The 26,766-nt window shown below is 46.4% G+C and carries 19 protein-coding genes, 1 rRNA gene and 1 pseudogene; 5 read left to right on the forward strand and 16 right to left on the reverse strand.

What is annotated here, in order from left to right; all coding sequences use genetic code 11:
* Together K5Q99_RS16855 and gmhB are read right to left on the reverse strand one after the other, a co-directional pair.
* A 16S ribosomal RNA gene (locus K5Q99_RS16855) occupies positions 1-223 on the reverse strand; the annotation flags it as partial.
* Between the two features lie 607 nt (positions 224-830).
* Positions 831-1,379, reverse strand: a complete 549-nt coding sequence (gene gmhB / locus K5Q99_RS16860; RefSeq protein WP_220590559.1) for a D-glycero-beta-D-manno-heptose 1,7-bisphosphate 7-phosphatase — start codon at positions 1,377-1,379, stop codon at positions 831-833.
* 464 nt (positions 1,380-1,843) lie between these two features.
* Here gmhB and K5Q99_RS16865 point away from each other — a divergent pair.
* Positions 1,844-2,516 (forward strand): annotated as a pseudogene (locus tag K5Q99_RS16865) (GntR family transcriptional regulator).
* A 91-nt stretch (positions 2,517-2,607) separates the two neighbouring features.
* A complete protein-coding gene (locus tag K5Q99_RS16870; protein ID WP_106650865.1) occupies positions 2,608-3,675 on the forward strand; it encodes a ketoacyl-ACP synthase III in 1,068 nt (355 codons plus the stop codon).
* Between the two features lie 87 nt (positions 3,676-3,762).
* On the opposite strand, the gene K5Q99_RS16875 is transcribed toward K5Q99_RS16870, so the two are convergent.
* The 12 genes from K5Q99_RS16875 to K5Q99_RS16930 form a co-directional block, all read right to left on the reverse strand.
* A complete protein-coding gene (locus tag K5Q99_RS16875) occupies positions 3,763-4,365 on the reverse strand; it encodes a lecithin retinol acyltransferase family protein (protein WP_220777509.1) in 603 nt (200 codons plus the stop codon).
* Positions 4,366-4,512: 147 nt separating this feature from the next.
* On the reverse strand, positions 4,513-5,199 hold the full coding sequence (locus tag K5Q99_RS16880) for an exonuclease domain-containing protein (RefSeq protein WP_220777510.1): 687 nt from the start codon (positions 5,197-5,199) through the stop codon (positions 4,513-4,515).
* 1 nt (position 5,200) lies between these two features.
* Positions 5,201-7,048, reverse strand: coding sequence for a DUF294 nucleotidyltransferase-like domain-containing protein (locus tag K5Q99_RS16885; RefSeq protein WP_220777511.1), 1,848 nt, complete (start codon positions 7,046-7,048; stop codon positions 5,201-5,203).
* A 224-nt stretch (positions 7,049-7,272) separates the two neighbouring features.
* Positions 7,273-9,009, reverse strand: coding sequence for a sodium:solute symporter family protein (locus K5Q99_RS16890; protein WP_106650869.1), 1,737 nt, complete (start codon positions 9,007-9,009; stop codon positions 7,273-7,275).
* Positions 9,010-9,020: 11 nt separating this feature from the next.
* Positions 9,021-9,287 (reverse strand): DUF4212 domain-containing protein, encoded by a 267-nt coding sequence (locus K5Q99_RS16895; RefSeq protein ID WP_106650870.1) that lies wholly within the window; start codon positions 9,285-9,287, stop codon positions 9,021-9,023.
* A gap of 614 nt (positions 9,288-9,901) precedes the next feature.
* Positions 9,902-10,522: a thiol:disulfide interchange protein DsbA/DsbL gene (locus K5Q99_RS16900; RefSeq protein ID WP_198555482.1), complete on the reverse strand. Its 621-nt coding sequence runs from the start codon at positions 10,520-10,522 to the stop codon at positions 9,902-9,904.
* Positions 10,523-10,644: 122 nt separating this feature from the next.
* Positions 10,645-11,508 (reverse strand): Rossmann-fold NAD(P)-binding domain-containing protein, encoded by an 864-nt coding sequence (locus K5Q99_RS16905; protein WP_220777512.1) that lies wholly within the window; start codon positions 11,506-11,508, stop codon positions 10,645-10,647.
* A 56-nt stretch (positions 11,509-11,564) separates the two neighbouring features.
* On the reverse strand, positions 11,565-12,770 hold the full coding sequence (locus K5Q99_RS16910; RefSeq protein WP_220777513.1) for an HD-GYP domain-containing protein: 1,206 nt from the start codon (positions 12,768-12,770) through the stop codon (positions 11,565-11,567).
* A 222-nt stretch (positions 12,771-12,992) separates the two neighbouring features.
* Complete coding sequence (locus tag K5Q99_RS16915; protein ID WP_220777514.1) at positions 12,993-13,478, reverse strand: DUF2919 domain-containing protein; 486 nt, start codon at positions 13,476-13,478, stop codon at positions 12,993-12,995.
* A 227-nt stretch (positions 13,479-13,705) separates the two neighbouring features.
* Positions 13,706-15,763: an NAD-dependent DNA ligase LigA gene (ligA, locus tag K5Q99_RS16920; RefSeq protein WP_220777515.1), complete on the reverse strand. Its 2,058-nt coding sequence runs from the start codon at positions 15,761-15,763 to the stop codon at positions 13,706-13,708.
* 117 nt (positions 15,764-15,880) lie between these two features.
* Positions 15,881-16,975, reverse strand: coding sequence for a cell division protein ZipA (zipA, locus tag K5Q99_RS16925; RefSeq protein ID WP_220777516.1), 1,095 nt, complete (start codon positions 16,973-16,975; stop codon positions 15,881-15,883).
* A gap of 23 nt (positions 16,976-16,998) precedes the next feature.
* The gene (locus tag K5Q99_RS16930; RefSeq protein ID WP_220777517.1) at positions 16,999-20,415 is read right to left on the reverse strand and encodes a chromosome segregation protein SMC; all 3,417 of its coding nucleotides are present in this window, start codon (positions 20,413-20,415) and stop codon (positions 16,999-17,001) included.
* 221 nt (positions 20,416-20,636) lie between these two features.
* Here K5Q99_RS16930 and cysZ point away from each other — a divergent pair, with 221 nt between their 5' ends.
* Entirely contained in the window at positions 20,637-21,416 is a 780-nt protein-coding gene (gene cysZ / locus K5Q99_RS16935) for a sulfate transporter CysZ (RefSeq protein ID WP_106650877.1), read from the forward strand.
* 128 nt (positions 21,417-21,544) lie between these two features.
* On the opposite strand, the gene K5Q99_RS16940 is transcribed toward cysZ, so the two are convergent.
* On the reverse strand, positions 21,545-22,666 hold the full coding sequence (locus tag K5Q99_RS16940; RefSeq protein ID WP_220777518.1) for a beta-ketoacyl-ACP synthase III: 1,122 nt from the start codon (positions 22,664-22,666) through the stop codon (positions 21,545-21,547).
* On the reverse strand, positions 22,663-23,910 hold the full coding sequence (locus tag K5Q99_RS16945; protein WP_220777519.1) for an RDD family protein: 1,248 nt from the start codon (positions 23,908-23,910) through the stop codon (positions 22,663-22,665). Before K5Q99_RS16945 ends, K5Q99_RS16940 begins: the two co-directional genes overlap by 4 nt.
* 251 nt (positions 23,911-24,161) lie before the next feature.
* Between K5Q99_RS16945 and cysK the strand changes: the two genes are divergently transcribed.
* Together cysK and K5Q99_RS16955 are read left to right on the forward strand one after the other, a co-directional pair.
* A complete protein-coding gene (gene cysK / locus K5Q99_RS16950; protein WP_006085400.1) occupies positions 24,162-25,130 on the forward strand; it encodes a cysteine synthase A in 969 nt (322 codons plus the stop codon).
* 384 nt (positions 25,131-25,514) lie between these two features.
* Positions 25,515-26,519, forward strand: coding sequence for a TDT family transporter (locus tag K5Q99_RS16955; RefSeq protein WP_220777520.1), 1,005 nt, complete (start codon positions 25,515-25,517; stop codon positions 26,517-26,519).
* Positions 26,520-26,766: the final 247 nt, after the last annotated feature.

Here is a 26,766-nt window from a genome sequence, read left to right on the forward strand (position 1 = left end):
TCGCGGAAGGCCCGAAGGTCCCCTCCTTTCCCCCGTAGGGCGTATGCGGTATTAGCAGTCGTTTCCAACTGTTATCCCCCTCGACTGGGCAGATCCCTAGGCATTACTCACCCGTCCGCCGCTCGCCACCTCAGGAGTAAACTCCCTTGTGCTGCCGCTCGACTTGCATGTGTTAGGCCTGCCGCCAGCGTTCAATCTGAGCCATGATCAAACTCTTCAATTAAAGTTTTTTTGTTTGACTTACGTCAAACGGCTCAACGAATTCTGTTCGACTCCTATTTATTCAAAAATAAATAGTAAGTCTTTGTACATATTGCTATGAACACTCATCACTCTCGTGAAAGAATTGGTTGATTTAAATTTTTGACTGCCAACCCTAAGGCTAAGCAGTTTCGATTAACTCAACACCTGTGAGTGTCCACACAGATTTGCTTGATAAATTGTTAAAGAGCATGGTTAGCGGCTTTTTCAGCGTTTAACCCTTGACCCCGCTGGGTCAGTGGATGCTCATTATAGGGATATCAGATTTTACCGCAACCCCTTTGCCACGAATAATTGCGAAAAACGATTCAAGCGCACACTTTTTAAACTAAAAGTGTATTTTAACGCCAATATTATCGAATTTGTGCTGGATTAAGGCAAAAGATGAGGTTAATCCTGCGCTAGAAATGACAAGAGCCAACCTATTGGTTAGCTCTTTATGTCATGTTGGATCGATTCTATCGCAAACTCTCATCCAACAAGAGCGACAACTTGCGCCACTGGCTACTGGTAGCTGCTTAAGATGAACTTATCTGCAAATGTTTATCTGCTTATAAGTAGTGCAGCCACTAGCCCAGGCTTTTTAAGTAAGCTGGCACATCGGCAATACTGTCCAGCACTACTGTGGCATCGCTGTCATCAGCAATAACCTTACCACTGCGCACTAATATACGTGTAGTCACGCCCGCCGCTTTCGCTGCTTGCATATCTTCGGCTTTGTCACCAACCATGACTGAGTACGCTAAGTCGATTTTCAAGAATTGCGCAGCATCATTGAGCATACCTGGCTTAGGTTTGCGGCAGTCACAGTCGACCTTATATTCTCCTATGCCATTGTCAGCATGGTGCGGGCAATAGTAGATACCATCGAGTTCAACGCCTTTGTCGGCAAAGTTCCAATCCATCCACTCCGTTAAGCTGTGGAATTGATCTTCTGTGTACATGCCACGGGCAATACCTGATTGATTAGTGACAACAACTAACTTGTAGCCCATTTCCTTCAAAGAGAGGCAAGATTCAAACACACCTTCGATATATTCGAAGTCATCCACTAAGTGGACATAACCATGATCTTTGTTAATTACGCCATCACGGTCTAAAAATACTGCTCGACTCACTGTAATACTCCAAAATCGCCTAAGGCGTTATCGCGCTATTATTCCATTCATTATCAGAAATTGCACCGCGAAGTTGTGCTTTTAGCGCTAAATTGAGCGTTGACGTTACTTATGGCGAGATGTAAACAAAACTGTCCCCAAAAGCCCCAGTGCTGGAAATGCCTTGTCCAACTTTCTCTACATCTTTGAGTTCATGCTCAATTGATGAGCCTGTGATCTGGCTAATCAAAGTGCTTCATTACAAGAGATAAACAGCCCTCTGAGAAAAATGATAGCCGTTGCAATAGAGATTGATTCCAAGAACGGCGTTTAATAGAGAACGCTAGAACCATCAAAACCCTCGCCGTTTGGGCATTGTTAATCCCTAAGATGCAGCATTCAATCAAGCATTCCCCTTTATTTGTGGTGTTTTTAACGGTAATCTTGGGCAGATAACGAGAAAATACCCGAAATAGACGGAAATAATGAGTCGAACTACGCCTATAGTCCACAAAACTCGCACCCAGTTAGTTGTTGAAGCGCTCAGAGAGAGAATTCTTTCAGGTGACATAGCCGCAGGAGAACCACTCAGACAAAGTGCCTTGGCTGAAGCGTTAAATGTCAGCCGCATTCCGGTGAGAGAAGCCTTATTGCAACTCGAAGCCGAAGGACTCGTTAAGTTTGAGCCCCATAAAGGTGCAACGGCGACCGTGTTATCCGTCGAGCAAGTCACCGAACTTTTTGAATTACGTGCCATGATCGAAACCGATCTGCTCGCTAAAGCGATCCCGCGACTTCAAGACGCTGATTTAGAAAAAGCTGAACGTGTACTCGAACAATTGGAATCGGCCTTCAAACATGAGGATGCCGTTGCCAGTTGGAGCGAGTTGAATACGCAATTTCACACTTGCTTATATCAGGCGGCTAATCGCCCACACACCCTTGAGGTTGTTCACGGCCTCAATACTAATTGTGATAGATACATTCGTTTGCAGTTATTGCTCGCGGGGGGGGATTCCTGCTGCAGAGCATGAGCACAGAGCTTTGCTCAACCACTGCAAACTGAGAGAAACAGAAAAAGCGACGGCGCTACTGCGTCATCATATTCTGCATGCCGCAATGACAATTCGAGATCTCGTCGCCAAACAGGTGGTCTAGATCACGGACGGCCATTAGAGTTGCCGATAAGCTTTGTTGTCGATTCAAGGCAGCGCTCAGGTTCTGCCTTTTTTATTTGAGAGAAACCACCATGCAGTACGCCACTATCACAGGTTGGGGCAAATGTGTTCCACCAGCCACCTTGACCAACGATGATCTTGCGACCTTTATCGAGACATCCGATGAATGGATTAAATCTCGCACCGGCATCAGCCAGCGCCATATCAGCCATGTTAACACCTCTGAACTCGCTTCAGTTGCAGCACAACGCGCACTCGCAGCTGCGGGGATCGATGGCAGTGAAATTGACATGATCATTCTGGCTAGCGCCAGCCCAGACACTTTGATCCCGAATATCGCATCCACTGTACAAGCTAATATTGGCGCCAGTTGTGCCGCGTTCGACATCAATGCTGCCTGCAGTGGCTTTTTATATGGCTTAGGTTTAGCCAGCTCACAAATCAAGAGTGGTCAGAGCAAGAAAGTATTAGTCATTGGTGCAGAACGTTTATCTTTCTATCTAGATTGGTCACGCCGCGAAACTGCCGTGTTATTCGGTGATGGCGCAGGTGCCGTTGTTGTTGAAGCAACAGATGTTGCCGGTGGCGTACTCGGTTATGAGCTGAATAACGATCCTGAAGGTCGTGACATTCTTAAAGCAGGCTTTGGCACGGCGATGGACAGATTCTCTGCCGAGTCATTGGATTTCTTTATTGAATTCGATGGCCAAGAAATCTTCAAACGCGCGATTAACGGCATGAACAAGTTGAGCACTAAAGTGCTTGAAAAATGTGGTGTTGATAAGGATGAAGTGGATCTTGTTATCCCGCATCAAGCCAACGAGCGCATTATCGATACCTTAGTCAGCCGAATGAAAATTCCGAAAGAAAAAGCCTTCGTTAACATTGCCAATTATGGCAATACCTCGGCAGCAACCATTCCGATTGCGATTTGTGATGCGTTAGAGCAAGGCGTGATTAAGCCAAATCAAACCATACTCTCTTGTGCCTTTGGCGCCGGCTTAACCTCTGCTGCACTCTTGCTGCAATGGGGCAACCGCGTGACACCAATCAATATCAGTGATGCCAAGTTACCGCCTTGCGATAAAACAGGCATAGAGTTAGTTAAACGCGCTGTCGATTATTTTTGTAAGCCGTAAACGGTTTCTGCAAAACGGTAATATTGTGTTTTACTAAGACAGAAAGCCATCAATTAAGATGGCTTTTTTAGTTTATGACGACAAAACTTATTCATTCAGCTTGCTAATGCTCATCTCATCCCAATAGATAGCTTGATTAAAATGTTCGGCGAGTTTTTGATTTAACTCATTAAAACCTTTAACCGCTTCTTCGCCCCTTTCACTATTGCTAATACAAGACCAGACAAATCGATGACAGTTATTGTCAAATAAATCATATTCCCGATACTGATAAATCGCCTGTTCAGCGCGGGGCAACACAGACTCGGCAATAAGAGGCTGATGTTGGTGATTACAGGCAAGATAGATTTGGCTACCGGTGCGCCCCGCCAAGAAACGCTTTACCGACACGGCCCGCACCAACCCTGAGCCATGTAACTCTACGAGGCAATCATCACCCAGCCAAATACCGGTATGTTCAATCACCCCAAAGACATAACAACAGACGATACTGCCCGGGATTGGCGCAACTTGTTTTAATCCCTTTTGCCATTGACTCGGCGCCGCCACCATAGCGCGCTTGGCGACGGGATACTTAGGGGCCTTACCGAGTAATCTCTCGCGCTCACGTTGCTGACGCTTTTCGCGCTCATCGGCCAACAAAACTGCGCCAATTACGGCACTACCCATCCAAAGCAAAGGTAACGGCATCATATTCTCCTACGCACTCAGTTTAGTAGAGTGAAGTACAAGTTGGTTGGATTGCCAAGTTGGCGGCATTGATTTTAAACTTAAAAAATTAAGCTTAAAACGGGTTAGAGAGTCTAGCCTGTAAGTGATTAACCTAAGATGAAACTGCTAAGTCGATTGCTGCAATAAATCAGCCACAGTAAGTTGCCCAGCGCCACCCATAGCTGCCGTTTGCGCCAATAATAATTCAGCGCAAGCTAAGGCATCGGTCAACGCACTGTGAGCGGTATAAATGGGTAAACCGTAACGTTCGCGGCAAGCACCAAGGCGCAAATACCCCTCTTTAATCACTGAGTGTTCCCGTAGCAAACGATGCCTTTCAAGTATGAGCGTATCAATAGCAGGGAGTACGAGGGCTTGATGGTAAATAGCCAATAAATCCTGCTGCAGAAAACGGCAGTCTAGCGGAGCATGATGCGCGACCAGCACCCGACCATAGGTTTGACTGATAAACCAACCCATGGCTTCCTCGATGGTGACCGCCTGCACCAGGTGATTATCGAGGATCCCATGGATAGTCGCACTTTGGCCAACACTGCCGCGAATTTGCACTAACTTTTGCTCGGCGCGTGCCAATGGGATCTCACCGCGATCAATCGGCACTAAGCCAATACTGAGAATTTGATCTTGCTGCGGATTGAGACCTGTCATCTCTAAATCCATCGCCATCAAAGGCGCTTCGGATAACGGCATCGCCAGCAGAGGTAATAGCGATTGATAATAACCCTTAAATAACTGATGTTGGCAACGCAGCGCCCGCCAATTAAGTTTCGTTTTCAGCAGCAGTGTATTCATATCAAAAACTTCGCATGAACTTCATCTTCATCCCCGCCTGCGCCTCATGCACCACTTTAAAGGCATCACGTAGCTGATGGCGAACCAGCGAAGATAAATGCGCGGGTAGCAGATAATTACTCACCTCTAGCCCGAGATTATGCTGATAACCTTGGTTCGATAACCGCATATGGGCGATAAACTCGTGGGCATCGGCAAGATTAAGCGCATCTTTACGATTAAGAATGTTTGCGTCCATCAAGGCACGGATACGTTTCGCAGTATTCACTTCTTTGATCCCTGCCGACAGGGCATAAACACGGGCAATATCGTTGATCAAGGCATTGCCTTTATGCTTCAAATCTATGCCTTTGACTTCGCTGCCATCACGTTCGAGGACAAATTTGCGGAAAAAGCCCAGCGGCGGCGACTCCACCAGCGAATTACCTGTCATGCCCGCGAGGAAAATATCGTTATCACGGGTTTGAGCTAAGACTTTATCCTGCAGCGCATCAAATAAGGTTTGTGGACCGTAAACCGAGCGCATATCGAAGAAAATACTGGCGTGCATTAACGCCTTAGGCTCAGGCGTTACCACCCATTTTTCAAATACCTGTTGCCACTGTTTAAGCGACATTCGCCACTGAGGGTTTTGCGCCATAATATTGCCGGGGCAAAACTCATAACCGCATTGATCAAGTCCAGCACATACGGCATGGGTTAAGGCATCAAAATAACCTTTAGCAAAATCATCCATTTCTTCTGCGACTAACAGACCATTATCTTGATCCGAACATGCCGCTTGATCTTGACGTCCCTGCGATCCAAACGCCAACCAGCAAAAGGCCATCGGCGGTTCACCGAGTAATTGCTGATTGAGCACGATTAACCGCCGTGTCAGCGCATCGGTGACAGAGGTTAACACTCGGCCAATTTCTTCGGCTCTGGCATCGGCACTGATCAAATTTTGTAATAACAGCGGGATTTGCTTACTGACGCCAATTAAACTGGCAAGATCCTGCTGCCGTTCTATCTCACCAATCAACAGTAGCGGTTGTGAGCCCTGCCCGCGCAAGATGTCAGTACTGGTCACCATACCGATGGCTTTATCTTGGTCGATAATAGGCAAGTGATGAATGTTATGCTCGCTCATCAGTAGCATGGCTTCAAAAATCAACGCATTGGATGAAATTGAAATCGGCGAAACCGTCATGGCTTGATGCACAGCAACGCTGCCATCAAGCCCTGCTGCTAACACCCGATTACGTAAATCCTTATCGGTTAAGATGCCAACCAATTTATGATTATCCGTCACCAATAAGGACGATACTCGGCGATTTCGCATCAAGAGTGCCGCCTGAGTCACGCTAGCTTGGGCATCTATAACGATGGGAGTGGAAGACATCAAGGTACTTATCCGACTTGTGGTCGTCAGATCTTTCGCCTTAAAGCGAGCCTCATGGCGCAAACGTTTAGCAAATGCGCGGGTAAAAAATTTATCGAAATTGCGGCTCTCGCTTCTAAGGTTATCGAACAAGGTTTGGGGCAAATGATAAACCAAACCGTCTTCGAGAATAGCGACCTTGTTGACGACTTTCTCCCCCGATAACAAGGTCGAAAAACCAAAAAACTCCCCCTCGCCGACTCTATCGACCAGCACACCGTCAGGATCGCGCACCTCAAAGGCGCCGCTGCGCACCATATATAACTTAGGTGAGTTAGCATCAAAATGAACATAACCAGAGGCTTTACTGTAATAGCCAACAGTGACAGCCTTAGCGCAGCGCACCACAACATCTTCAGGCAGAGTATCAAAGGGCACTAGCCCTTGTAGAAATTGCACTACGGGTTGTAACTCACTGGCATTCATAGGCAACACCTTCTTTTTAAGCGAAACTTTTACTTATATGTCATCACTATAGCCTGCATTGTCGCGGCGCTACATTCGACTAAAGTCAGCCCTAGGTTGAGTGCATTAACTCATCAATACCTTGGCTCACCAACTCACTCAACGACAGGAAAACATATTCGAACGCAATAAAAAAGAGCGCCGAAGCGCTCTCTTGAGTTGATGCGAATGATTAAGCGATGAGCTTAGTGACCGCTCGCTTCACCCGAACCTTTAGGGAAGCGAATCGATTCAACCATTTCTTGAACATGCTGTGGTGTAGCCGTCGTGACTCGACTGACTAACGCTGCCACACCGAAGTTCACTAACATACCCACCATACCGATACCTTCTGGCGAAATACCAAGGAACCAGTTAGCGGCAACGTTATCGGCTGGATTAACAAACTTGAAGTAGATGATATAACCCGCAGTAAACAGTAAACCCGTTAACATACCGGCAATCGCGCCTTCTTTGTTCATTGTCTTAGAGAAGATACCCATGATGATCGCTGGGAACAATGAAGAAGCCGCTAACCCGAAGGCGAACGCCACCACCGCGGCCACAAAGCCTGGTGGATTCACCCCAAAGTAACCCGCAATCACAATGCCCACACCCGCCGCTAAACGAGCAAACATTAGCTCTTTTTTATCGGAGATATTTGGCATCAAGTTTTTCTTGAGTAAATCGTGTGAAACCGAGGTTGAAATCACCAACAACAGACCCGCTGATGTTGACAGGGCCGCAGCTAAACCACCCGCTGCAACCAGAGCGATAACCCACGCTGGCAGATTGGCGATTTCTGGCGTCGCTAATACGATGATATCGTTATCGATCTTCATTTCGTTTTTACTAGCAGCATCTTCAATCTTACCTGACGAGTAATAAATCTTACCGTCGCCGTTTTTATCGTTCCACTTGATCAGACCCGTTTTTTCCCAGTTTTTAATCCAATCTGGTGCACTCTCATAAGCCACACCTTTAGCATCTGGACCATTAATGGTTTCAATCATGTTCACACGGGAGAACGCCGCGAGTGCAGGGACTGTAGTGTACATAATCGCGATAAAGACTAACGCCCAACCTGCAGAAATACGTGCATCTTTCACTTTAGGAACAGTGAAGAAACGTACGATAACGTGAGGCAAGCCAGCAGTACCCACCATCAAAGCACCCGTAATACAGAAGACGTCAATCATGCTCTTAGAGCCATCTGTGTATGGAGCAAAGCCTAACTCGGTAGAAACATTATTGAGTTTTTCTAGCAGGTAAACGCCAGAATTGTTGCCCGCCGCATCAAGCAGCTGCGCCCCGAAACCGATTTGTGGAATAATGTGGCCTGTCATCATCACAGACAAGAAAATCGCTGGCACCATGAAAGCGAAAATCAATACGCAATATTGGGCAACCTGAGTGTAAGTAATCCCCTTCATCCCACCAAGAACAGCGTAGAAGAACACCACAGCCATACCAATATACACACCCGTGTCAACATCCACTTCTAAGAAGCGAGAAAACACCACGCCCACACCGCGCATTTGCCCTGCAATATAAGTAAAGCAAATGAAGATAGCGCAGATAACCGCCACAGTACGCGCAGCCTGAGAATAATAACGTTCACCGACGAAATCTGGCACAGTGAACTTACCAAACTTACGTAAATACGGCGCCATACACAGGGCCAGTAATACGTAACCGCCCGTCCAGCCCATCAAGTACACACTGCCGTCATAACCAACAAAAGACACGATACCTGCTAACGAAATAAACGATGCCGCAGACATCCAGTCCGCTGCCGTTGCCATACCGTTCACTACAGGGTGAACGCCACCACCTGCGACATAGAATTCTTTGGTTGATCCCGCTCGTGACCAGATTGCAATCCCAATGTAGAGCGCAAACGAGAGCCCTACGATAATATAAGTTAGTGTTTGAACATCCATCTCAAAGCTCCTTAGTCTTCTTGTACGTTATATTTTTTATCTAAGGCGTTGGCTTTTGCCGCATAGACAAAAATAAGCGCAACGAATACATACATAGATCCCTGCTGTGCAAACCAGAAACCTAATTTAAATCCCATGAAATGAACTTCATTGAGTACATCAACCAATAAAATGCCGCATCCAAATGAGACTGCCGCCCAAATGGCTAATAAGCTCAGTACGAGACGTAAATTCTCGCGCCAGTAGCCTTTTGCCTTGTCGTTATTTTCAAAACCCATAGTGACTCCCCTGTGCTGTTTTAATTTTAAGTCTTGTTTAATCTAGCAACAGCTGGTGTGAGCACAATCACGACTTTCGTCTAACCCGTGATTCAAAACACTGTCCATAAATAGTGAATAGAAACAAATTCAACGAGTTAACAATGATTTTACATTTGGATACAGTTTCAACCTTTTCAACAGGTTAGACCAATGTCGAACAAGAATGAGTAAAAACAAGGGGCATTGGGCGGCAGGAAAAGTAATAGATAGGAATAACTTGTTGTCTAAAATGGAAAAATCAGAAATTCAAACAGTTTTAATGATGACTATAGACTGACATTATTTATGATTTTAGCGCTGATAATGGATGAGATATCATTTAATCAATAAGCCATTACCAATCACTCATTCAACTTTCTTGAGGCCGACCGCACAGCGATTTCACTTAAGAATACTCATCGCCCAGTTTGGCTTACCAATGCTGGCAACGAGTCATCTTTTGAGTTTAAGGCAAAAAATAACCCAGCCTAAACTGGGTTATTAACGTTAGATTGGCCAATGGCGGAATAATGACCATGCAAGGTCGTTATCCTTTAACGGCGATAAACCAATTCTCAATTTATTAAACGCGGTTACTTCGCGGCTAAAAACTTCACTAAGGCTGCCAGCTCTTCTGGCGTGTGCGCGGTTGAGGTCAGCATATAACGGCCATTAACCAGTAATGACGGTACGCCCTTGATCCCAGCAAGCTCAGCTTGAGAGTCATAATTCATTAGAGTGAATTTGGCATCGACGGAATTCATCGCGGCATCAACATCATCCACCTTAGCACCTTGAGCGACAAAGAAAGCTTTAACTTGTTCAGGCGCAGTAAATTGCTCACCTTTCTCATGGATTTGCTTGAAAATAGCGCCATGGGTTTGCTTGGTCATCTTTAATTTTTGCGCCACATAGTAGGCAAGTTGGCTCAGTTCCCAAGCAGGACGGCCAGCGCCAACCGGGGTCCGCTCAAAAGCGACATCTTTGCCGAGCAGTTGCACTGTCAAGTCCATAAGCGGTTCTTGTTTATAGCAATGCGGGCAGTTATAGGAGAAAAACTCCCGCAGCACAGGCTTTTGTGCTTCGGTAATTCCCGCTACCGTAACATAATCTTTGCCTTCTTCGAAACTTGCGGCCTGCAGTGCAAAGCTAGCACTCAGGATTAATCCGCACGCCAATGCGGCTATAGGTCGAACTCGATTAAACACGCTCATTATATTGTCTCTTTTTATTCGTCATTGATTTAAATAAGGATGACACATTCGCTCAAGCAAAACTTGGAAGCAAAAGATAACCTAAAAGCTCGGCTTTTACCTTTAACAATAATTAACCTTTCTCAACATGCCGCTAGCATATCCAGCGGGGAAGCATACTGATATTGAAAGCCGAAATCTGTGACAATGGCGTCAGCTTGGATGACTTTACTCGGCATGGATTGTTGATTAAATTCGGGCGCGACTAAACCTAGGGACTCGGCAGCAGCCTGATAAAACTCAGCTTTGGTAGGATGCATTGGCGCGCAGAGGTTATAAATCGGAGCCACAGCTAGCCCTAAGCCCGTTGCCGCGAGTATCCGACTTATCGCACTAACACAATCACTTAAGTGAACTAAATTCACTGCCACATTGGCGCCACTGACATCAGTTTTCCCTGCAAGGAAACGTCCAGGATGACGTTTGGGACCTACGAGCCCCGCAAAGCGGACAATACAGCTATGGGGCCGCGTTTGAAATAAAGCTTCTGCATCTAATAGCACTTGGCTGTCGCTGGATTCTGCCAAGGCATCGGCTTCAGTCATCACTTTATCTTGGGCCGGATACACACCCGTGGTGCTGATAAACACAATCCGCTGATATTGCCAGCCTTGGGTTAATGCGATGAGTTGTTGTAATTCTTCAAGATACGCAGCGTTACCGCGTTTTAATCGGGGTGGAATATTGACCACTAGATAATCGGTTTGCAATAAACCGCTTAATGCCTGAGCATCGGGGGCTGAGGATGCTTCGCTGCCTAATTGCAGCGGATAGGCTTCAATTCCAACCTCAGTTAATATCGATAATTCATCGGCGCTACGCTTACAGCCTGTGACTCTGTAACCCTCATGGACAAGCTGCTTTGCTAAGGCAAAACCAAACCATCCACAACCGACCAAGGCAACACTGGATTTAACTGCGCCGTTTTCTGCTTTTACATTCGCCATATTAGCCCTAAGGGAGTCATATCAGCGGATAGAATACGGAACTTAGTGCATAAGATTCAAGTTTGTAGCGAACTAAAATAAAAACTGATCCCCTTATCAACTTGCAAGGTACGAATAGCGCCCTCTGACAACTCTTCCGCTTTGATGGCTTTTTGCACTGTTACGCCTTCATCACTTAAGAAACGCAGCGAAGCATCACTCCCATCCTCTTTACAAGCCCAGACTTGAGGCTGACTCACCTCTTTGGTGGTCATCATGACCTTTGCGACGCTATCATCGGATAACCTAACAATCGTCCCAGGGGGATAAATACCAAGAATTTTAACCAAAATAGCAATTAAAGATTCGGCATGTTTCGTTGCCCGATTTTTAAATAAATAGCCTAAGGCGACCTGAGGAGAAGATATTTGTTGGCCACTGAGTTGCTGATCGTAATCATTTGCCAAACTGACTATTTGAGTCGTGATCGGAATTTTATGATCAGTTAAACCATCGGGGAAACCGGAACCATCAATAAACTCATGGTGATGAAGCACAATATGTAGAACTTCCTTTGGGAACAATCCGGAACGGTTAAGCATGTCATAGGCAAAGTTAGGGTGCATTTGCAGATAATTGGCTTCATGTGGTGTTAAGGCACCGCGCTTGCGACGAATAACATCGGGTACTTTCAGTTTGCCAATATCATGTAGCAAACTGCCAAGAGCAATATCACGCAGTTCTCTTGGGCTTAAATCCAGTGCATGACCCATCATCATTGCCAATACCGCAACGGATACGCCGTGTTGGGTGACACTGACGTCACTATCTTCCATTCCTACCAAGGTGAGAAAAGGTTTTTCAACCTCTTGTAGATGACTTAACAAGTCCTCAACCAATGCTGCCGATAATCGATAGGCGCCTTCTGGATCACTGACTATTTTACCGAACACGTTACGGCAATTATTAACGTTTTCGAGGAAACGCTTTTGGCTTAAGCGAATCGCCTTACGGGTATCGGCCTTGAGATCCCGTTCGGGTTCAGCCGCTATTTCATCTTCGACATTATCATCTTCCTCAACAACCTCAGCCCCAGAATTCAACTCCGACAATAAAAGCACATAGGGGACACCTAGGCCTCGGATCATCTCGATTTGAGCGGCACTGCTAATATCAACGCGGTTAAATAAAAAAGGGTGATTCGTCCATGACAAAGGCAACTTGACTCTCATGCCAAGCTGAATTTCTGATAGTAATAATTTTCTTTGAGGTGCTTTTGCCACGCAATATGACTCCTTACAAATGTGATGCGGAGCATAAACAGATGACCTCATCTGCGTATCCAACAGAGCACATTCGAGCTAAGTACATATAACTATAGATGATTCAAATCATTCGATGGGAAAATAAAGGAAAAATCCTTATCAAACTGAGGGATAAAACACATGACTTTGTGCTCCACCACTTAGATATAAATAAAGTTGTTATATAACAATATGATAAAACTAAGGTTGGAGTAATTTAGGATCTTCTTTTAGCCAATCACGCAGGTAATAATGGAGTCGCTTCGATTTAATGAGATAAATGCTAGACCAGAACAAGATTAGCGCATCTAAAGCGAGGCTCCAATGGAACAGGAACTGGCCATGGTTCAACCTTTGCCCCAACAAAACGCCATCAACAATCAGCAGCAACCACAGACCCCATTTTAAATGCACAAAAATAGGCCTTAACCATTGAGGTGAACGGCGACGTTCGGCAATCACCACAAGATAAATCAAAACCGCGCCCAGTCCCGCCCCGAGTGCTAGCAAAAAATCTGATTTTTCAGGGTAAAAAATCCTCACTAACTCAGAACGGTCACCCATCTGGGTCAGCGAGGCGATAAAAATGCACCAACCGCGCGCAAGATAAGCCAAGAGTGCGTATAAAAAGATCGGCGGTTTAATATGGCCTTTATCATCGAGCCAAGTGATGTGACTAAAATTCAAATAGGTTTCCAATTAGCAAAAGCTAAAACAGCATATTAAGGAGATGGTGCCAATCGCGGCTAATTCAATAGCCAAAGCTGACTATCTTTCCATGTCGTCATTTTTGCTATGCCACATAAAAATAGCGCCTTGGCAAGGCGCTATTTAATGCTCACGGTTCAGTGGTTTTTAAACTGTAAATGCAAAACATCAGACCAGAGCCTGCAGCCTATTTCAGCCCACAGCAATCAAGCGTTCGCGGCGAGCAGTGCCAATAACTCGTCCTCATCCATCACCTTAACGCCAAGCTCCTGCGCTTTAGCGAGTTTGGAACCTGCCGCCTCACCCGCCACCAAGCAATCGGTATTTTTCGACACACTGCCAGCGACTTTTGCCCCCAGCGCCTGCAGCTGCGCTTTAGCATCATTACGATTGAGCTGATTTAAGGTCCCGGTCAATACCCAAGTTTGGCCTTTAAGCGGCTGTGCATCAGCACTTGGCGCTTCAATGGCGGGCCAATGCACACCAGCGGCGATTAAGGCATCGATAACCTCAAGGTTATGCGGCTGAGCAAAAAAGTGGGCCACATGTTGGGCCACCACGGCGCCAACATCTTCCACTTCAGTTAACTGCTCCACACTTGCCACCCGCAGCGCATCTAAACTGGCAAAGTGCGCCGCAAGGTTTGCCGCTGTCGCCTCGCCCACTTCGCGAATGCCCAAGGCATATAAAAAACGCGCAAGTGTTGTAGTTTTGGCAGCTTCAATCGCCGCCGCTAAATTGGTTGCCGACTTCATCCCCATGCGGTCGAGCATAGTCATCATAGAGGCGGTGAGCTTAAACAGATCTGCAGGACTTTGGACGAGTTCTTTATCAATCAATTGCTCGACAACTTTGTCGCCCATGCCATCGATATCCAAAGCCTTGCGAGAAGCAAAATGCTTAATCGCTTCTTTACGCTGCGCTTCACAGAATAAACCACCGCTACAACGCGCCACGGCCTCACCTTCGAGACGCTCGACTAAACTGCCGCACACAGGACAATTGTGTGGGAATACAATATCAGTCGCTGTTTCAGGGCGTCTTTCGGGCACTATGGCAACAATTTGTGGGATAACATCACCAGCGCGGCGGATGATCACAGTGTCACCGACTTTAATGCCTAAACGGGCAATTTCATCGGCATTGTGCAGCGTCGCATTCGATACCGTCACGCCGCCAACAAATACTGGCTTTAAGCGCGCCACTGGCGTCACCGCACCTGTGCGGCCCACTTGGAAATCGACGCCTTCAAGTAGAGTCATTTCTTCCTGTGCGGGGAATTTATAGGCAATCGCCCAGCGGGGAGATTTAGCCACAAAACCTAAACGTTGCTGCTGGGCAATATCGTTAACTTTCATCACGACGCCATCGATTTCAAAGGCTAAATCACCGCGACGAGTGAGAATGTCTTTATAGTAGTCATAGACTTGGCTTAATTCAGCGCAGACTTTGATTTCGCTACTAACGGGTAAACCCCACGACTTAAGCTGCTGTAACTGCTCGAAATGGGTTTTAGCTAACGGATGAGAATCCGGCTCAACAACCCCTAACGCATAGGCATAAAAAGCCAATGAACGGGCAGCGGTAATTTTACTGTCGAGTTGTCGTAAACTGCCAGCGGCGGCATTACGGGGATTAACAAAGAGTTTTTCATCCTTGGCGCGCGCCCTGTCATTCAAAGCCTCAAAGGCCGCTTTTGGCATAAAGGCTTCACCGCGCACTTCAACGAGTTCAGGGAAATCATTGCCGCGCAGTTTAAGCGGGATCGATTTAATGGTTTTAACGTTTTCAGTGATGTCTTCACCGACAGAACCATCACCGCGGGTCGCGGCGCGCTCAAGTACGCCATGGCGATACAAGATACTCACGGCAAGGCCATCGAGTTTAGGCTCGCAGCAAAAACTCACCTCACCCACTTTATCGGTGACACGTTTGTGGAAAGCACTGAAATCCGCTTCATCGAAGGCGTTATCTAAGCTCAACATAGGTTTAAGGTGAGTGATTTGATCAAATTTGGCGAGCGCCAATCCGCCCACCCTTTGAGTTGGTGAATCAGCCACAATCAAATGGGGATATAACGCCTCAAGCTTGAGTAAACACTGCATCAACCTGTCGTACTCAGAATCAGTAATGCTCGGCGCATCATCCACATAGTAACGAATGTTGTGCTCGTTCAGTGATTGGCTGAGCGCCTGCATCACCTGTGATGCGTTTTCTGGGGTAACGTCTTCAGACAGAAGTGTATCGAGTTGAATGTCTTGCATATTCTTTATCCAGAATGCTTTAGATCACAAAAAGTAGATCACAAAAAGTAGATCACAAAAAATGAGGCCGCAATTAGCGGCCTCATCAATATATAAACCGCCAAATTGCGGCGTCGGCTAAGCGTTAGCGCGAATGCGGTGTAAATAATCTTGCTTTGTAAACTCACCCCAAGGCAGACGTTGACCGTCGAGCACCACGGCATCGATCTCCTCAGCGAGTTGGCGCGCAGAGTTAAGCATAATCGAGAAGTTCATTAAGGCATCGCCGTAGCAAGGTAAAGTCATAAAAAACACCACACCTTGGGTACTGAACTGCTCCATGTTATCAGGGTCAAATACGCCAGGTTTCAGCATGTTAGCAATAGAGAACAAGACTTTACCATTGCCTGCATTATCCACATGGCGATGGAAAATGTTCATATCGCCATATTTAAAATTCAAGGTTAAGAAACAAGGTAGCAGTTCGGCGCCGTTCAGCTGTTGGCCATCTTTTGCGACCACATGTAAAACCAGCACGTCGCGTGGCTCACCTAATTCATCTTCAGCGGCTTGTTCGACAAACGCCTCTTCTTGATGTTCATTTTCTTCAAACAAGGCGCTTTGCTGCGGCGCGGCACGTAGCGCCTGTTCTTGCTCTGCGGCTTTTTGCGCCACGATAGCAGCATGGGATTGACCCATTTGCGGCGCTGGCATGCTAGTGTGAACATTCGTGAGAGTGTTCGCTTGCGTGCTCAAGACGGGCTCTTGGCGCGAGACTTTAGGACCACGGTGTTGCTCTTTTGCCACAGGTGGCTGTAAGCTAAAATCTGGCTGAGCTGGAATAGGTTCGTGTTTCGCTTCTACTTTTAGCTCTGGTTTAAGCCCTTGTTTAAGTTCTGCTTTAAATTCTGGCGATGTCAATTCTTGCGGCTTAGCGTCTAGCTTTACTTCTTGTTTCAAATAGGGATTCGCTGCGGGAGTCTCGTTGTTAGGCGCAAGTTCGCCAGCTTTACGCACTCGCACAGCGCCAATACCGTCGGCATCAAATCCTTCGGCATCAATTCGCTTAGGGCTCGACTCACCTTTCTCTGCCTGTTTCTTATAAAAATTGCCCATTGGACTATCTTTCAATGACTTAGGTTGTTGTCTTCTGATAGACCAAAATCCATGCACCAGCACAGCAACTATGGCTATGGCGCCTAAAACAAACAATACTAGTTGCAAATCTTCCATTGGTTACCCTGTCTTTGTTCTAGTTATCCAGCGTCAGCCATCGCCACCGCTTGCTCTATGTCTACCGCGACTATACGAGACACACCGGGCTCGTGCATAGTCACGCCTATAAGTTGATCAGCCATTTCCATGGTTATTTTGTTATGGCTGATATAAATAAACTGTACGCTCTGTGACATTTCTTTCAGTAATCGACAGAAACGTTCTACGTTGGCATCGTCTAATGGCGCATCCACTTCGTCTAGCATACAGAAGGGAGCAGGATTCAGCCTAAAAATTGCGAATACCAATGATAAAGCGGTTAAGGCTTTTTCACCACCCGAAAGAAGATGGATTGTGCTGTTCTTCTTACCTGGCGGCTGCGCCATGATAGTGACGCCAGTTTCCAGTAAATCATCGTCCGTTAACGCTAAGTAAGCTCGACCGCCACCAAACACCTTTGGAAATAAGCGTCCGAGATCTTCATTGACTGAGTCAAATGTCGTCTTAAAGCGGCTGCGGGTTTCTTTGTCTATCTTACGGATCGCTTCCTCTAAGGTCGCCAGTCCCTTATTTAAATCGTCATCTTGATGATCAAGATAGGATTTTCGCTCACTTTGCTGTTCAAATTCTTCGATGGCTGCAAGGTTAATCGCACCTAAGCGAACAATTTTCTGCCGTATTTGATCTAAATCACTCTGCCACTTGTCAGGCATGCCCTCCGCGGGCAAGTTTCCAAGGATTTCAGACAGAACAATTTGCTGTTCCTGTAAGGCTTCCAGCTGACTATTGGCTTGGCCTTTTATTCCTTCACGACGTAACTTTAACGTGCTCAGGCTTTGAGTCAAGCCCTCAAGCTTACCAAGCTCTTGTTTTTGCTTTATTCCTATACTGTTTAATGTCTCAGTGAGCCCACTTTGCTGCTGACGGACATTTTTTAAGCCCTGTTGTTGCTCATGTTGTTGCTGTAATAGCTGCGTTAACTGCTCAGTCAGCTGCACACTATTTTTTACGCCACTTAATTGGGCGACTTTGGCAAGTTCGGCTAACACAGACTCACGGGTGTGGATAAGTTCATTGACACGCAATTGCTGTAATTCAATTTGTTCGGTACTGACGGCCATGCGCATCGTTACAGCTTGTAAGGCAGAAGCAGTGGTCGATAACTGACGTTCAACCTCAGTAATACGCGCTTTCAATGCTTGATGGCGCACGCTATCGGCCTGCGTGTCTTGGGTGAGTTGCCGCTGAATATCAATACTCGCCTGCAACGCATCATCAAGTTCTGTTTCTTGCTCTGCCAATACTTCGCATTGCTCGCTCAAGCGTTCAAGGTCAATCAAGCTCGCGCTTAATGCAGCTTCAAGTTTGCTCTGCTGCTCAGCGCGCGCCTTCACTTGCTCAGTTAAGCCACTGAGCTGCATCGACTTTGTCGCTTTATCCAACTGTAATTGATGCAATTTTTGCGCGCCAGCAGTCAATTGTTGTCTTTGCTGCTGCAAGGTAGCCGCAAGTTCAGTCATCTTATCTTGCTGTAGGTGCAAGGATTGCTGCAAATCGAAGATGTTTTGCGCTAGCTGGGCTTGCTCTTTGCTGAGCTGTACCAGTGACTGAGCGCCCTCTGTCTTAGTGATTAAAAAACCTTGCCCGAGGAGATACCCGTCGGCGGTGACAATCCGCTCATCGGTCTTTAACTGCGGCAGTAGCTGTTTTGCGGCGTGAATATCTTTTGCCCACTTAAGCCCCGCTAACCAAGGGGCAAGGTTCACCTCAGCCTGTAAAAACTCACTCTGGGTGGATTGCGACGTTAACGCTTGAAACCCCATTTCGGTTTCAGTGACGCCAACGGGCAAGGTCAACAAGCCATTTAGGGCGAGTTCGGCCGCGGTTTCCCAACCATTTTCAACGGTTAGACTCTGCCATAACTGCGGTTTATCACTTTGCTGTTCCTGCTTAGTCAACCACTGTTCAACCAGCTCATGGCGCGCTTTGGTCGCGGTTAATTGCTGCTGAATGTGCTCGGTGCTATGGCGGACGTCATCCAAAGCTTGCGTGCTTGCGCTAACCATTTGTTCTTGCTGATGATTAATCTCGGTTTGTAGCCTAGTGGTGTCTGCAAGAGACGCTATTTCTTGTTGCAGTGGCGTGATGTTTGAGCCGAGATCGCTGTCCACTAAAGCGACGAGCTGCGCTTGCTGCTCACTGCTTTGCTGCTGTTTATGCTGTAATAATTGCTGCTGATGTGCTAACTGACTGCGCCGCAGTTCAAGCTGTAACTTATGCTGCGAAACATCCACGGCCTGTTGACGCGCAACTTCAGCCTGCTGCTGGCTGCGCTCTATGCTCATTTCCCATTGGGATTGCAGCTCATCCATGATTTCTTGCTGTTCATCATGCTGCGGCCCAAGCTTAGCAAGCTCAAGTTCTAACGCGCTAAGGCTCGCTTTATAGCCGTTGAGCTTATCGGTGTTTTGCAGGATCTGCTCTTTCACTTGCGCCAACTGGGTTTCGAGCTGGGCATCACGCTGCTTTTGATTCTGTAACTGTTGTTCTAACTTAGCGATGTCGGTGCCCGTCAGATAATAGGCTTCGACTGCGCGTTGTTCTTGCTCCGCTAATTGGGCGAGTTGCACTTGCAATTCAGTCGTTTGCAATTCATCGGTTTGCGCCAGCGACTGCGCCGCCGCTTGCTGCACTTCGATGGCGCGGATTTGCTCAGACAGACTCGCCATCTGATCTTGCAACTCTTGATAGCGCATCACGAGGAGTTCAGCATGGGTCTTGCGCTCGGCCTGTTTAAGCTCGCGATATTGCTTCGCGGCCTTGGCCTGCTGCGCCAGTTTATCTAACTGTTTGCCGAGTTCACTGCGAATATCGCCTAAACGCTCGAGGTTTTCGCGGGTATGGCGGATACGGTTTTCGGTTTCGCGGCGGCGTTCTTTATAGCGAGAAATCCCTGCGGCTTCTTCAATAAAAGTGCGCAAGTCTTGGGGTTTAGATTCGATAAGGCGGGAAATGGTGCCTTGCTCAATAATGGCGTAACTGCGCGGACCAAGGCCTGTGCCCATAAACAAGTCGGTAATGTCTTTACGGCGACACTTTTGGCCATTGAGAAAATACCAAGACTCACCGTCTCGGCTCACCTGACGCTTAACGGCGATTTCTTCGTAACTCGCATACTGGCCCGCGAGGCGACCATCTTTGTTTTCAAAAATAAGTTCAACACCCGCCACAGACACAGGTTTTCGCGCGCTTGAGCCGTTAAAGATCACGTCGGCCATCGAATCACCGCGCAGATGTTTCGCCGAACTTTCACCCAATACCCAACGCACGGCATCGATCACATTCGATTTACCGCAGCCATTTGGGCCAATAATGGCGGTTAATGCCTGTAAAAAAGGAATTTTAGTGGGATCGACAAACGACTTAAAGCCGGCAAGTTTTATCTGTTTTAATCTCATGGTGCCAGTTAGCGCGTCTCTGAAGTCTGGCCCGAAAATGAGCCCAGTGGTGCAAATGCATTCTGCTGGCAACTTTAACAAAGCAGGCAGCATTTTGTAACGCTTTTTATTGAATTCATGCGGCTTTTAGCTTGTCATCTGCCCATGAGTTGATCACAATCGCAGTTATCTTTATATCAGGCTGTCTCTCAAGCTGTAGCCCAACTTTTTGGAAAGACGATATGACACAGAAGAAAACCTTGCCCTTCCCAGCCAAAAGCGGCGTTAATTATTTTCTCGATGGCTTTGGTTTAATTACGCGTAAAGGCCTGCGCACTTTCGTGTTTATTCCCTTGATGATCAACCTGCTGCTGTTTGCGGGCGTCATTTATGTAGCAATAGGCCAGTTAGATACGCTATTCACTTGGATGAATGCCCAGTTGCCTGACTACTTAAGCTGGTTAAACTTTTTACTTTGGCCACTGGCAGTCACCACTATGCTGGTGATGCTTGCTTTTGTATTTAGCTCGGTGATGAACTGGCTCGCCGCCCCCTTTAATGGTCTGTTGGCTGAAAAAGTCGAGCAGCTGTTAACTGGCAAGCCGCTGAATACCGGTTCTGGTATTGATTTAATCAAAGACTTACCGCGTATCCTTGGGCGTGAGTGGATAAAACTCAAATACTATCTGCCCCGCGCATTGGTATTTTTATTGCTGTTTTTAGTGCCTATGGTGGGCCAAACGCTGGCGCCAATCCTATGGTTCCTGTTCAGCGCTTGGATGATGGCGATTCAGTACTGCGATTATCCCTTCGATAACCACAAGGTCAGTTTTAAGGATATGCGCTTTGCCTTGAATCAAACCCGTGGCACCAGTTTTAGCTTTGGTGCCACTGTGACGCTGTTTTCGATGATCCCTATCGTCAACTTTATCGTGATGCCTGTGGCGATTTGTGGCGCAACGGCCATGTGGGTCGACAAGTATCGTGAAGCCTACCGCAATCATGCAATCGCACCAGAATAATTAAAGATAACAATACTTGTCTAAAATGATGTGGGTTTGATATCGATTCCTGCAACATAAAAACAGCCTCAATTGAGGCTGTTTTTATTGATAAAGATCGCAGAACAATCTGCGATGCCAAGTTCAGCTTAGCACTTCTGCAAAATCACACTGCCGATGGAATATCCCGCACCAAAGGAGCTTAATAAGCCTAAATCACCCGCTTTAAAGTCGCTGGAATACTTGTGAAATGCAATCACAGAGCCCGCGGATGCGGTATTGGCGTACTCGTCTAACACGACAGGCGCTTGTTCCGCTGACACATCATCCCCTAACAGTTTTCTCACCACAAACTGGTTCATGTTGATGTTCGCTTGATGCAACCATAAACGCTTAAAAGACTGCGGCGTTAATGCTTGTTCGGCCAGATGTTCATCCAAATGTTGGTAAATCATCGGCAGTAGCTCTTTAAACACTTTACGTCCTTGTTGGTGGAACAGTTTATCGGCCTGATGGGCAGCACTCGGATCGCAGCGATTCAAGAAACCAAAATTACTGCGAATATTATTCGAATAATCAGTAAAACAGCGGCTTGAGAGGATTTTAAACACATTGTCAGATTGAGCTAGACTTTGCTCTTCCAGTACCAGTGCGGTCGCGACATCACCAAAAATAAAATGGCTGTCACGATCGCGATAATTCACCTGCGCCGAACAAATCTCTGGGTTGATAACGAGCACTCTTGAGGCTGAGCCCGCCGCAATCGCATTAGCAGCAGCAACAATGGCAAAGGTTGCCGATGAACACGCCACTTGCATGTCGTAACCATAACCGCGCGTACCGAGCGCACGTTGAATTTCAATTGCCATCGCAGGATAGGCACGCTGGGTATAAGCACAGGCAACAACCACCAGATCAATCTGTTCAGCTTTGAGATTGGCATTGCTAAGTGCCATCAATGCAGCTTCAACCCCAATTTCAGCCTGCATGGATAACTCTTCGCTGCTGCGCTCTGGAATTAACGGCATCATAACTTCGGGATCGAGAATGCCCTCTTTCACCATCACATATCTGTGCTTGATGCCCGAGGCCTTTTCAATAAATTCGCTTGAGGAATAGGACAAAGCCGCGACATGGCCTTGCTCAATTAAGCCTGCATTTTCAAGATTATAAATATCCACATAAGCATTGAAGCTCTCAACTAAGGCTTCATTAGAAATACTGTGGGGCGGCGTAAATAAGCCACTCCCCGAAATCACGACCTGTTTCATAGGTGCTCCGAACGGGTGCTTGTTGTAAAGTGAGCAGAAGCGGCATCATCACTCGTAAGCGCGGGCGATAACTCATTTTGCCCCTGTTCTTGCTGCTCTAATCGTTGCTTTTTATGCATTTGTGCTAAGTCTATCACGACTGTTGAAGATATTTTATCTTGGATCCCCTGCCGATTGGCATCCCAAAATATTTGCATAAAGCCAAGTAAGCCAGTGGTGAAGCCTGCGGCATAACCACCGTAACGGCCAAAGGCGGCCCATAAACTGATTTTAGCGCCATCGAGCTGGATCACCCGTATACCAAGCATCTTCTTACCTAAGGTTTGACCATCAAACCGCGCGGTAAAGACGGTAAAGTAAAACGCCGCCCAACCAAAGCCCAATCCCATATCACTCATAAAACCTTTAACCCAAGCGATAACACTGTGAGTGGTGGACTCCTCTTCATCATCGGCGCCTTTCCCTTTTGTGCCTAGCTGAAGTACAGTTTTGGTTACGTTTGTCGCTTCGGGTACTTTTACAGTGTTAGCCACAAGACCTTGCGCGGCATCGGTTGGTTCACTGGTTTCAATGGTTTGAGTCGGCTTAAGCGGCTCAGATTGTGTATCAAGCTTTGGCAACTCGACTTTGGACGCGATAACCGGCCACAAGGTACCATCAAGCACTTCTGTCTGGAGCTTTTCGCTATCTACGACTGACAAACGACTGTTGGCTATGGTGCTAAGGACTATCTCCCGTCGCTCAGTCTCTGTCATACCCTTTGATACTGAAGCATTTTCTATCACTTCGCGCAGGGATTGAACTTGGGTTTTACCACAAACGTAATTATCACAAAGGCTCAACGAAATAATGGCAGGAAGAGAGGTTAAAACCTGCTCTCCCAATACTGTCTGCTGGTCTGATTGATCAATATCAGTGCTGTTTGAACCTTGGATATTAAAAATATTATCAACAGTGGTCAGCAACATAAAAGCCAACATCACGGCATAAAGACCCCATTTGAGTAAACGACCCAATTTATGACTGCGTTTCTCAATATAGATGATACCGACCACCAGCAATACAAACATCCAATCCATCTGCTCCGCTAACACAGTGATTAGCAAACCATCAATCAACATGGCTAAAGCGCGTTTTAGCGGCGTCGCCAATGGCGTATAAAGTACAGTGTCTGCAATGGTAAAAGCATGGGGAGTTACCATAGTTTTTGGGTCTTTGCCCAAATCAGTTTGCTGTTGTCTCATGTTTGCGTCTTGTCCGATACGAGTGATAGGCTTGTTTTACGATTGACACATCAAGAAGTTATCCTTGCGAATGCAACAATCTTTTTTATGTTAGCAAGAGGTTAACACAGTTAAACTGGCTGCCAATCAGGGTTTGCGAATAACAGTAAGCCCTTTAATAACCAAATCGAATAAAGAAGAACAAACAATCACTTCTAAAAGCGCCACAGCAGATTATGATTCAATAGTGCCAACATAGGAGCAAGCAATCCATGAGCAAAATTTTCGAAGACAATTCATATACTATTGGTAATACCCCGCTAGTACGTTTAAACCGTGTTAGCCAAGGTAAAGTGCTGGCCAAAGTCGAAGCGCGTAACCCAAGTTTCAGTGTTAAATGCCGTATCGGTGCCAATATGATTTGGGATGCCGAGAAAAAGGGGCTACTGACTAAAGACCACGAACTGATTGAGCCGACGTCTGGCAACACAGGTATTGCGCTGGCGTATGTTGCTGCGGCCCGTGGTTATAAACTCACTCTAACCATGCCGAATACCATGAGTTTAGAGCGTCGTAAGCTGCTTAAAGCCCTTGGCGCAAATCTCGTGCTAACAGAAGGCGCGAAAGGCATGAAAGGTGCGATTGATAAAGCGGAAGAAATCCGTCAATCGGCTCCTGAAAAATACATTTTATTACAGCAGTTTAATAACCCTGCTAACCCTGAAATCCATGAAAAAACCACAGGTCCAGAAATCTGGAATGATACCGATGGCGAAGTGGATGTGTTTGTTGCAGGTGTAGGTACGGGCGGTACAATTACAGGTGTGAGCCGTTACTTGAAAAAAGTGGCAGGTAAAACCATTACCTCGGTTGCGGTTGAACCTGCAGATTCTCCTGTGATTGCGCAAACCTTAGCAGGTTTACCGGTACAACCTGGACCACATAAAATCCAAGGTATTGGCGCAGGCTTTATCCCTGGTAACTTAGATTTAGAGTTGATTGACCGCGTAGAAGCTGTCACTAACGATGAAGCCATCGACATGGCCCGCCGCTTAATGCAAGAAGAAGGCATTTTAGTGGGTATTTCATCGGGTGCCGCCGTTGTTGCCGCAAACCGCATCGCTGAATTGCCAGAATTTGCGGGTAAAACCATTGTAGTGATTTTGCCATCTGCTGCCGAACGTTACTTATCTTCAGTCTTGTTCCAAGGCCAATTCGGCGACGAAGAAAACATTCAATAATCGACGTTGGATTCCCCTTTAAAATACCCAGCCTTAGCTGGGTATTTTTATTTGTGACATTGCATTAATTAGATCCCAGCTGCAGAGCGTAAACAAGTTCTGGCTCAAGTTTGGATGCAGCTCATAGTTCTCAGTATCACCAGTAGCATTAACGGCTCAGTGAGTTATAAAGAACGTATATTCTCGTCAATCGATTCCTTTTTATGCCTTTTCCCCCTCAACCTATACCAACGCCATTAACACCAATATTGATAAGAAAAAATTACTTTATGAATAAAATTAATCAAATTTATTTATCCTTAACACCCGCAGTACACTGAGGACATCAAAACAGCGCCCCAAAAAAGCGATGTTAAGCATTGTCAGTATTGAGAGGTATTCAACATGACTTCAAAACGCAAACGCTGGACATCCCACGCAGCTAAACTTCCCAGCCCTATGGCAGGACTGGCACTTGCCATTGCCAGCTTAGGTTGGACTTGGGAGAACATGACACCGTCACTCAATGGTGCAGGACAGCTAACAGGCGCCATCATCGCCTCTGTGTTGTTGTTACTGCTCATGGGTAAGTTCATGCTACATCCGACAATTTTAAAGGACGAACTCAGCCACCCTGTAATTGGTAGCGTGATCCCCACCTTCGCCATGGGGCTGATGGTCGTGTCTAAAACACTCGGCAATTATTTCCCCGATGCAGGCTTAACTCTGTGGCTAGTGGCCATAGGTATCCATGTACTCTTCTTAAGCGCGTTTATCTACTATCGCGCCATTGATTTTAAACTCGAGCACATGGTGCCAAGCTGGTTCGTACCACCGATTGGCATTATCGTCGCGGCGGTGTCTTTCCCTGTATCTGATTACCAATGGTTAGCCAACGCTATTTTGGTTTTTGGGATGTTAGCTTACTTAATCATGCTGCCTTTAATGCTCTATCGCCTCATTTTCTGTCAGGCGATACCTGATGCAGCTAAACCAACCATTGCGATTCTCGCGGCGCCCGCCAGTTTATCACTCGCAGGTTATCTAACCGTTTGCGAGCAGACGTCAATTCCCTTAGTTGCCCTACTGCTGAGCATTGCCATTTTAATGACGAGCATCATCTACTTAGCCTTCTTTCACCTGCTAAAGCTGCCCTTTAGCCCGGGATACGCAGCCTTTACCTTCCCAATGGTGATCGGTGCTACCGCGCTCTTTAAAACCGCCGCCTGGCTAACCCAGTTCAATAACATGGGTGAGTTAGCGATATGGATAAAATACTTAGCAGAATTCGAGCTTGTGATCGCCACCTTAGTGGTTGTCTATGTTGCTCTACGCTATTTAGCACACTACTTTCCACTGCAGTTTAAAGTGGAAGAGCTAATAAACAGAATAGAACCAAGTAAAAATTAATTCTCTATTTTATGCGCTCTGTACACATTAATTGGAGTAACCTACCAAAACTCAAAGAAAGATGAATCGAGATTCATCTTTTTTTGAGTAACGAAGATATTAATAAAACCCTCAAAAATCAGTTCAATTTCAAATCGAACCTATCCTAGTACTTCTAAAAAAATGCATATTTAAGAGAATCTTAAATCTAACTTAAACAGCATGAAATTCTATATATAAAGTTAAGCTGCACAAGCAAACCTGAAGA

It is taken from the genome of Shewanella hafniensis (assembly GCF_019655335.1).
In the GTDB taxonomy this organism is placed as follows: domain Bacteria; phylum Pseudomonadota; class Gammaproteobacteria; order Enterobacterales; family Shewanellaceae; genus Shewanella; species Shewanella hafniensis.

Excerpts from the sequence above, each read along its gene's own strand:
- K5Q99_RS16905 (WP_220777512.1), bottom strand. The coding sequence starts at position 11,508 with ATGGCGAATGTAAAAGCAGAAAACGGCGCAGTTAAATCCAGTGTTGCC.
- ligA (WP_220777515.1), bottom strand. The coding sequence starts at position 15,763 with ATGCAAGACATTCAACTCGATACACTTCTGTCTGAAGACGTTACCCCA.
- K5Q99_RS16945 (WP_220777519.1), bottom strand. The coding sequence starts at position 23,910 with ATGAGACAACAGCAAACTGATTTGGGCAAAGACCCAAAAACTATGGTA.
- K5Q99_RS16900 (WP_198555482.1), bottom strand. The coding sequence starts at position 10,522 with ATGAGCGTGTTTAATCGAGTTCGACCTATAGCCGCATTGGCGTGCGGA.
- cysK (WP_006085400.1), top strand. The coding sequence starts at position 24,162 with ATGAGCAAAATTTTCGAAGACAATTCATATACTATTGGTAATACCCCG.
- K5Q99_RS16895 (WP_106650870.1), bottom strand. The coding sequence starts at position 9,287 with ATGGGTTTTGAAAATAACGACAAGGCAAAAGGCTACTGGCGCGAGAAT.
- cysZ (WP_106650877.1), top strand. The coding sequence starts at position 20,637 with ATGACACAGAAGAAAACCTTGCCCTTCCCAGCCAAAAGCGGCGTTAAT.
- K5Q99_RS16955 (WP_220777520.1), top strand. The coding sequence starts at position 25,515 with ATGACTTCAAAACGCAAACGCTGGACATCCCACGCAGCTAAACTTCCC.
- K5Q99_RS16940 (WP_220777518.1), bottom strand. The coding sequence starts at position 22,666 with ATGAAACAGGTCGTGATTTCGGGGAGTGGCTTATTTACGCCGCCCCAC.
- K5Q99_RS16870 (WP_106650865.1), top strand. The coding sequence starts at position 2,608 with ATGCAGTACGCCACTATCACAGGTTGGGGCAAATGTGTTCCACCAGCC.
- K5Q99_RS16875 (WP_220777509.1), bottom strand. The coding sequence starts at position 4,365 with ATGCCGTTACCTTTGCTTTGGATGGGTAGTGCCGTAATTGGCGCAGTT.
- K5Q99_RS16885 (WP_220777511.1), bottom strand. The coding sequence starts at position 7,048 with ATGAATGCCAGTGAGTTACAACCCGTAGTGCAATTTCTACAAGGGCTA.
- K5Q99_RS16930 (WP_220777517.1), bottom strand. The coding sequence starts at position 20,415 with ATGAGATTAAAACAGATAAAACTTGCCGGCTTTAAGTCGTTTGTCGAT.
- K5Q99_RS16880 (WP_220777510.1), bottom strand. The coding sequence starts at position 5,199 with ATGAATACACTGCTGCTGAAAACGAAACTTAATTGGCGGGCGCTGCGT.
- K5Q99_RS16890 (WP_106650869.1), bottom strand. The coding sequence starts at position 9,009 with ATGGATGTTCAAACACTAACTTATATTATCGTAGGGCTCTCGTTTGCG.
- zipA (WP_220777516.1), bottom strand. The coding sequence starts at position 16,975 with ATGGAAGATTTGCAACTAGTATTGTTTGTTTTAGGCGCCATAGCCATA.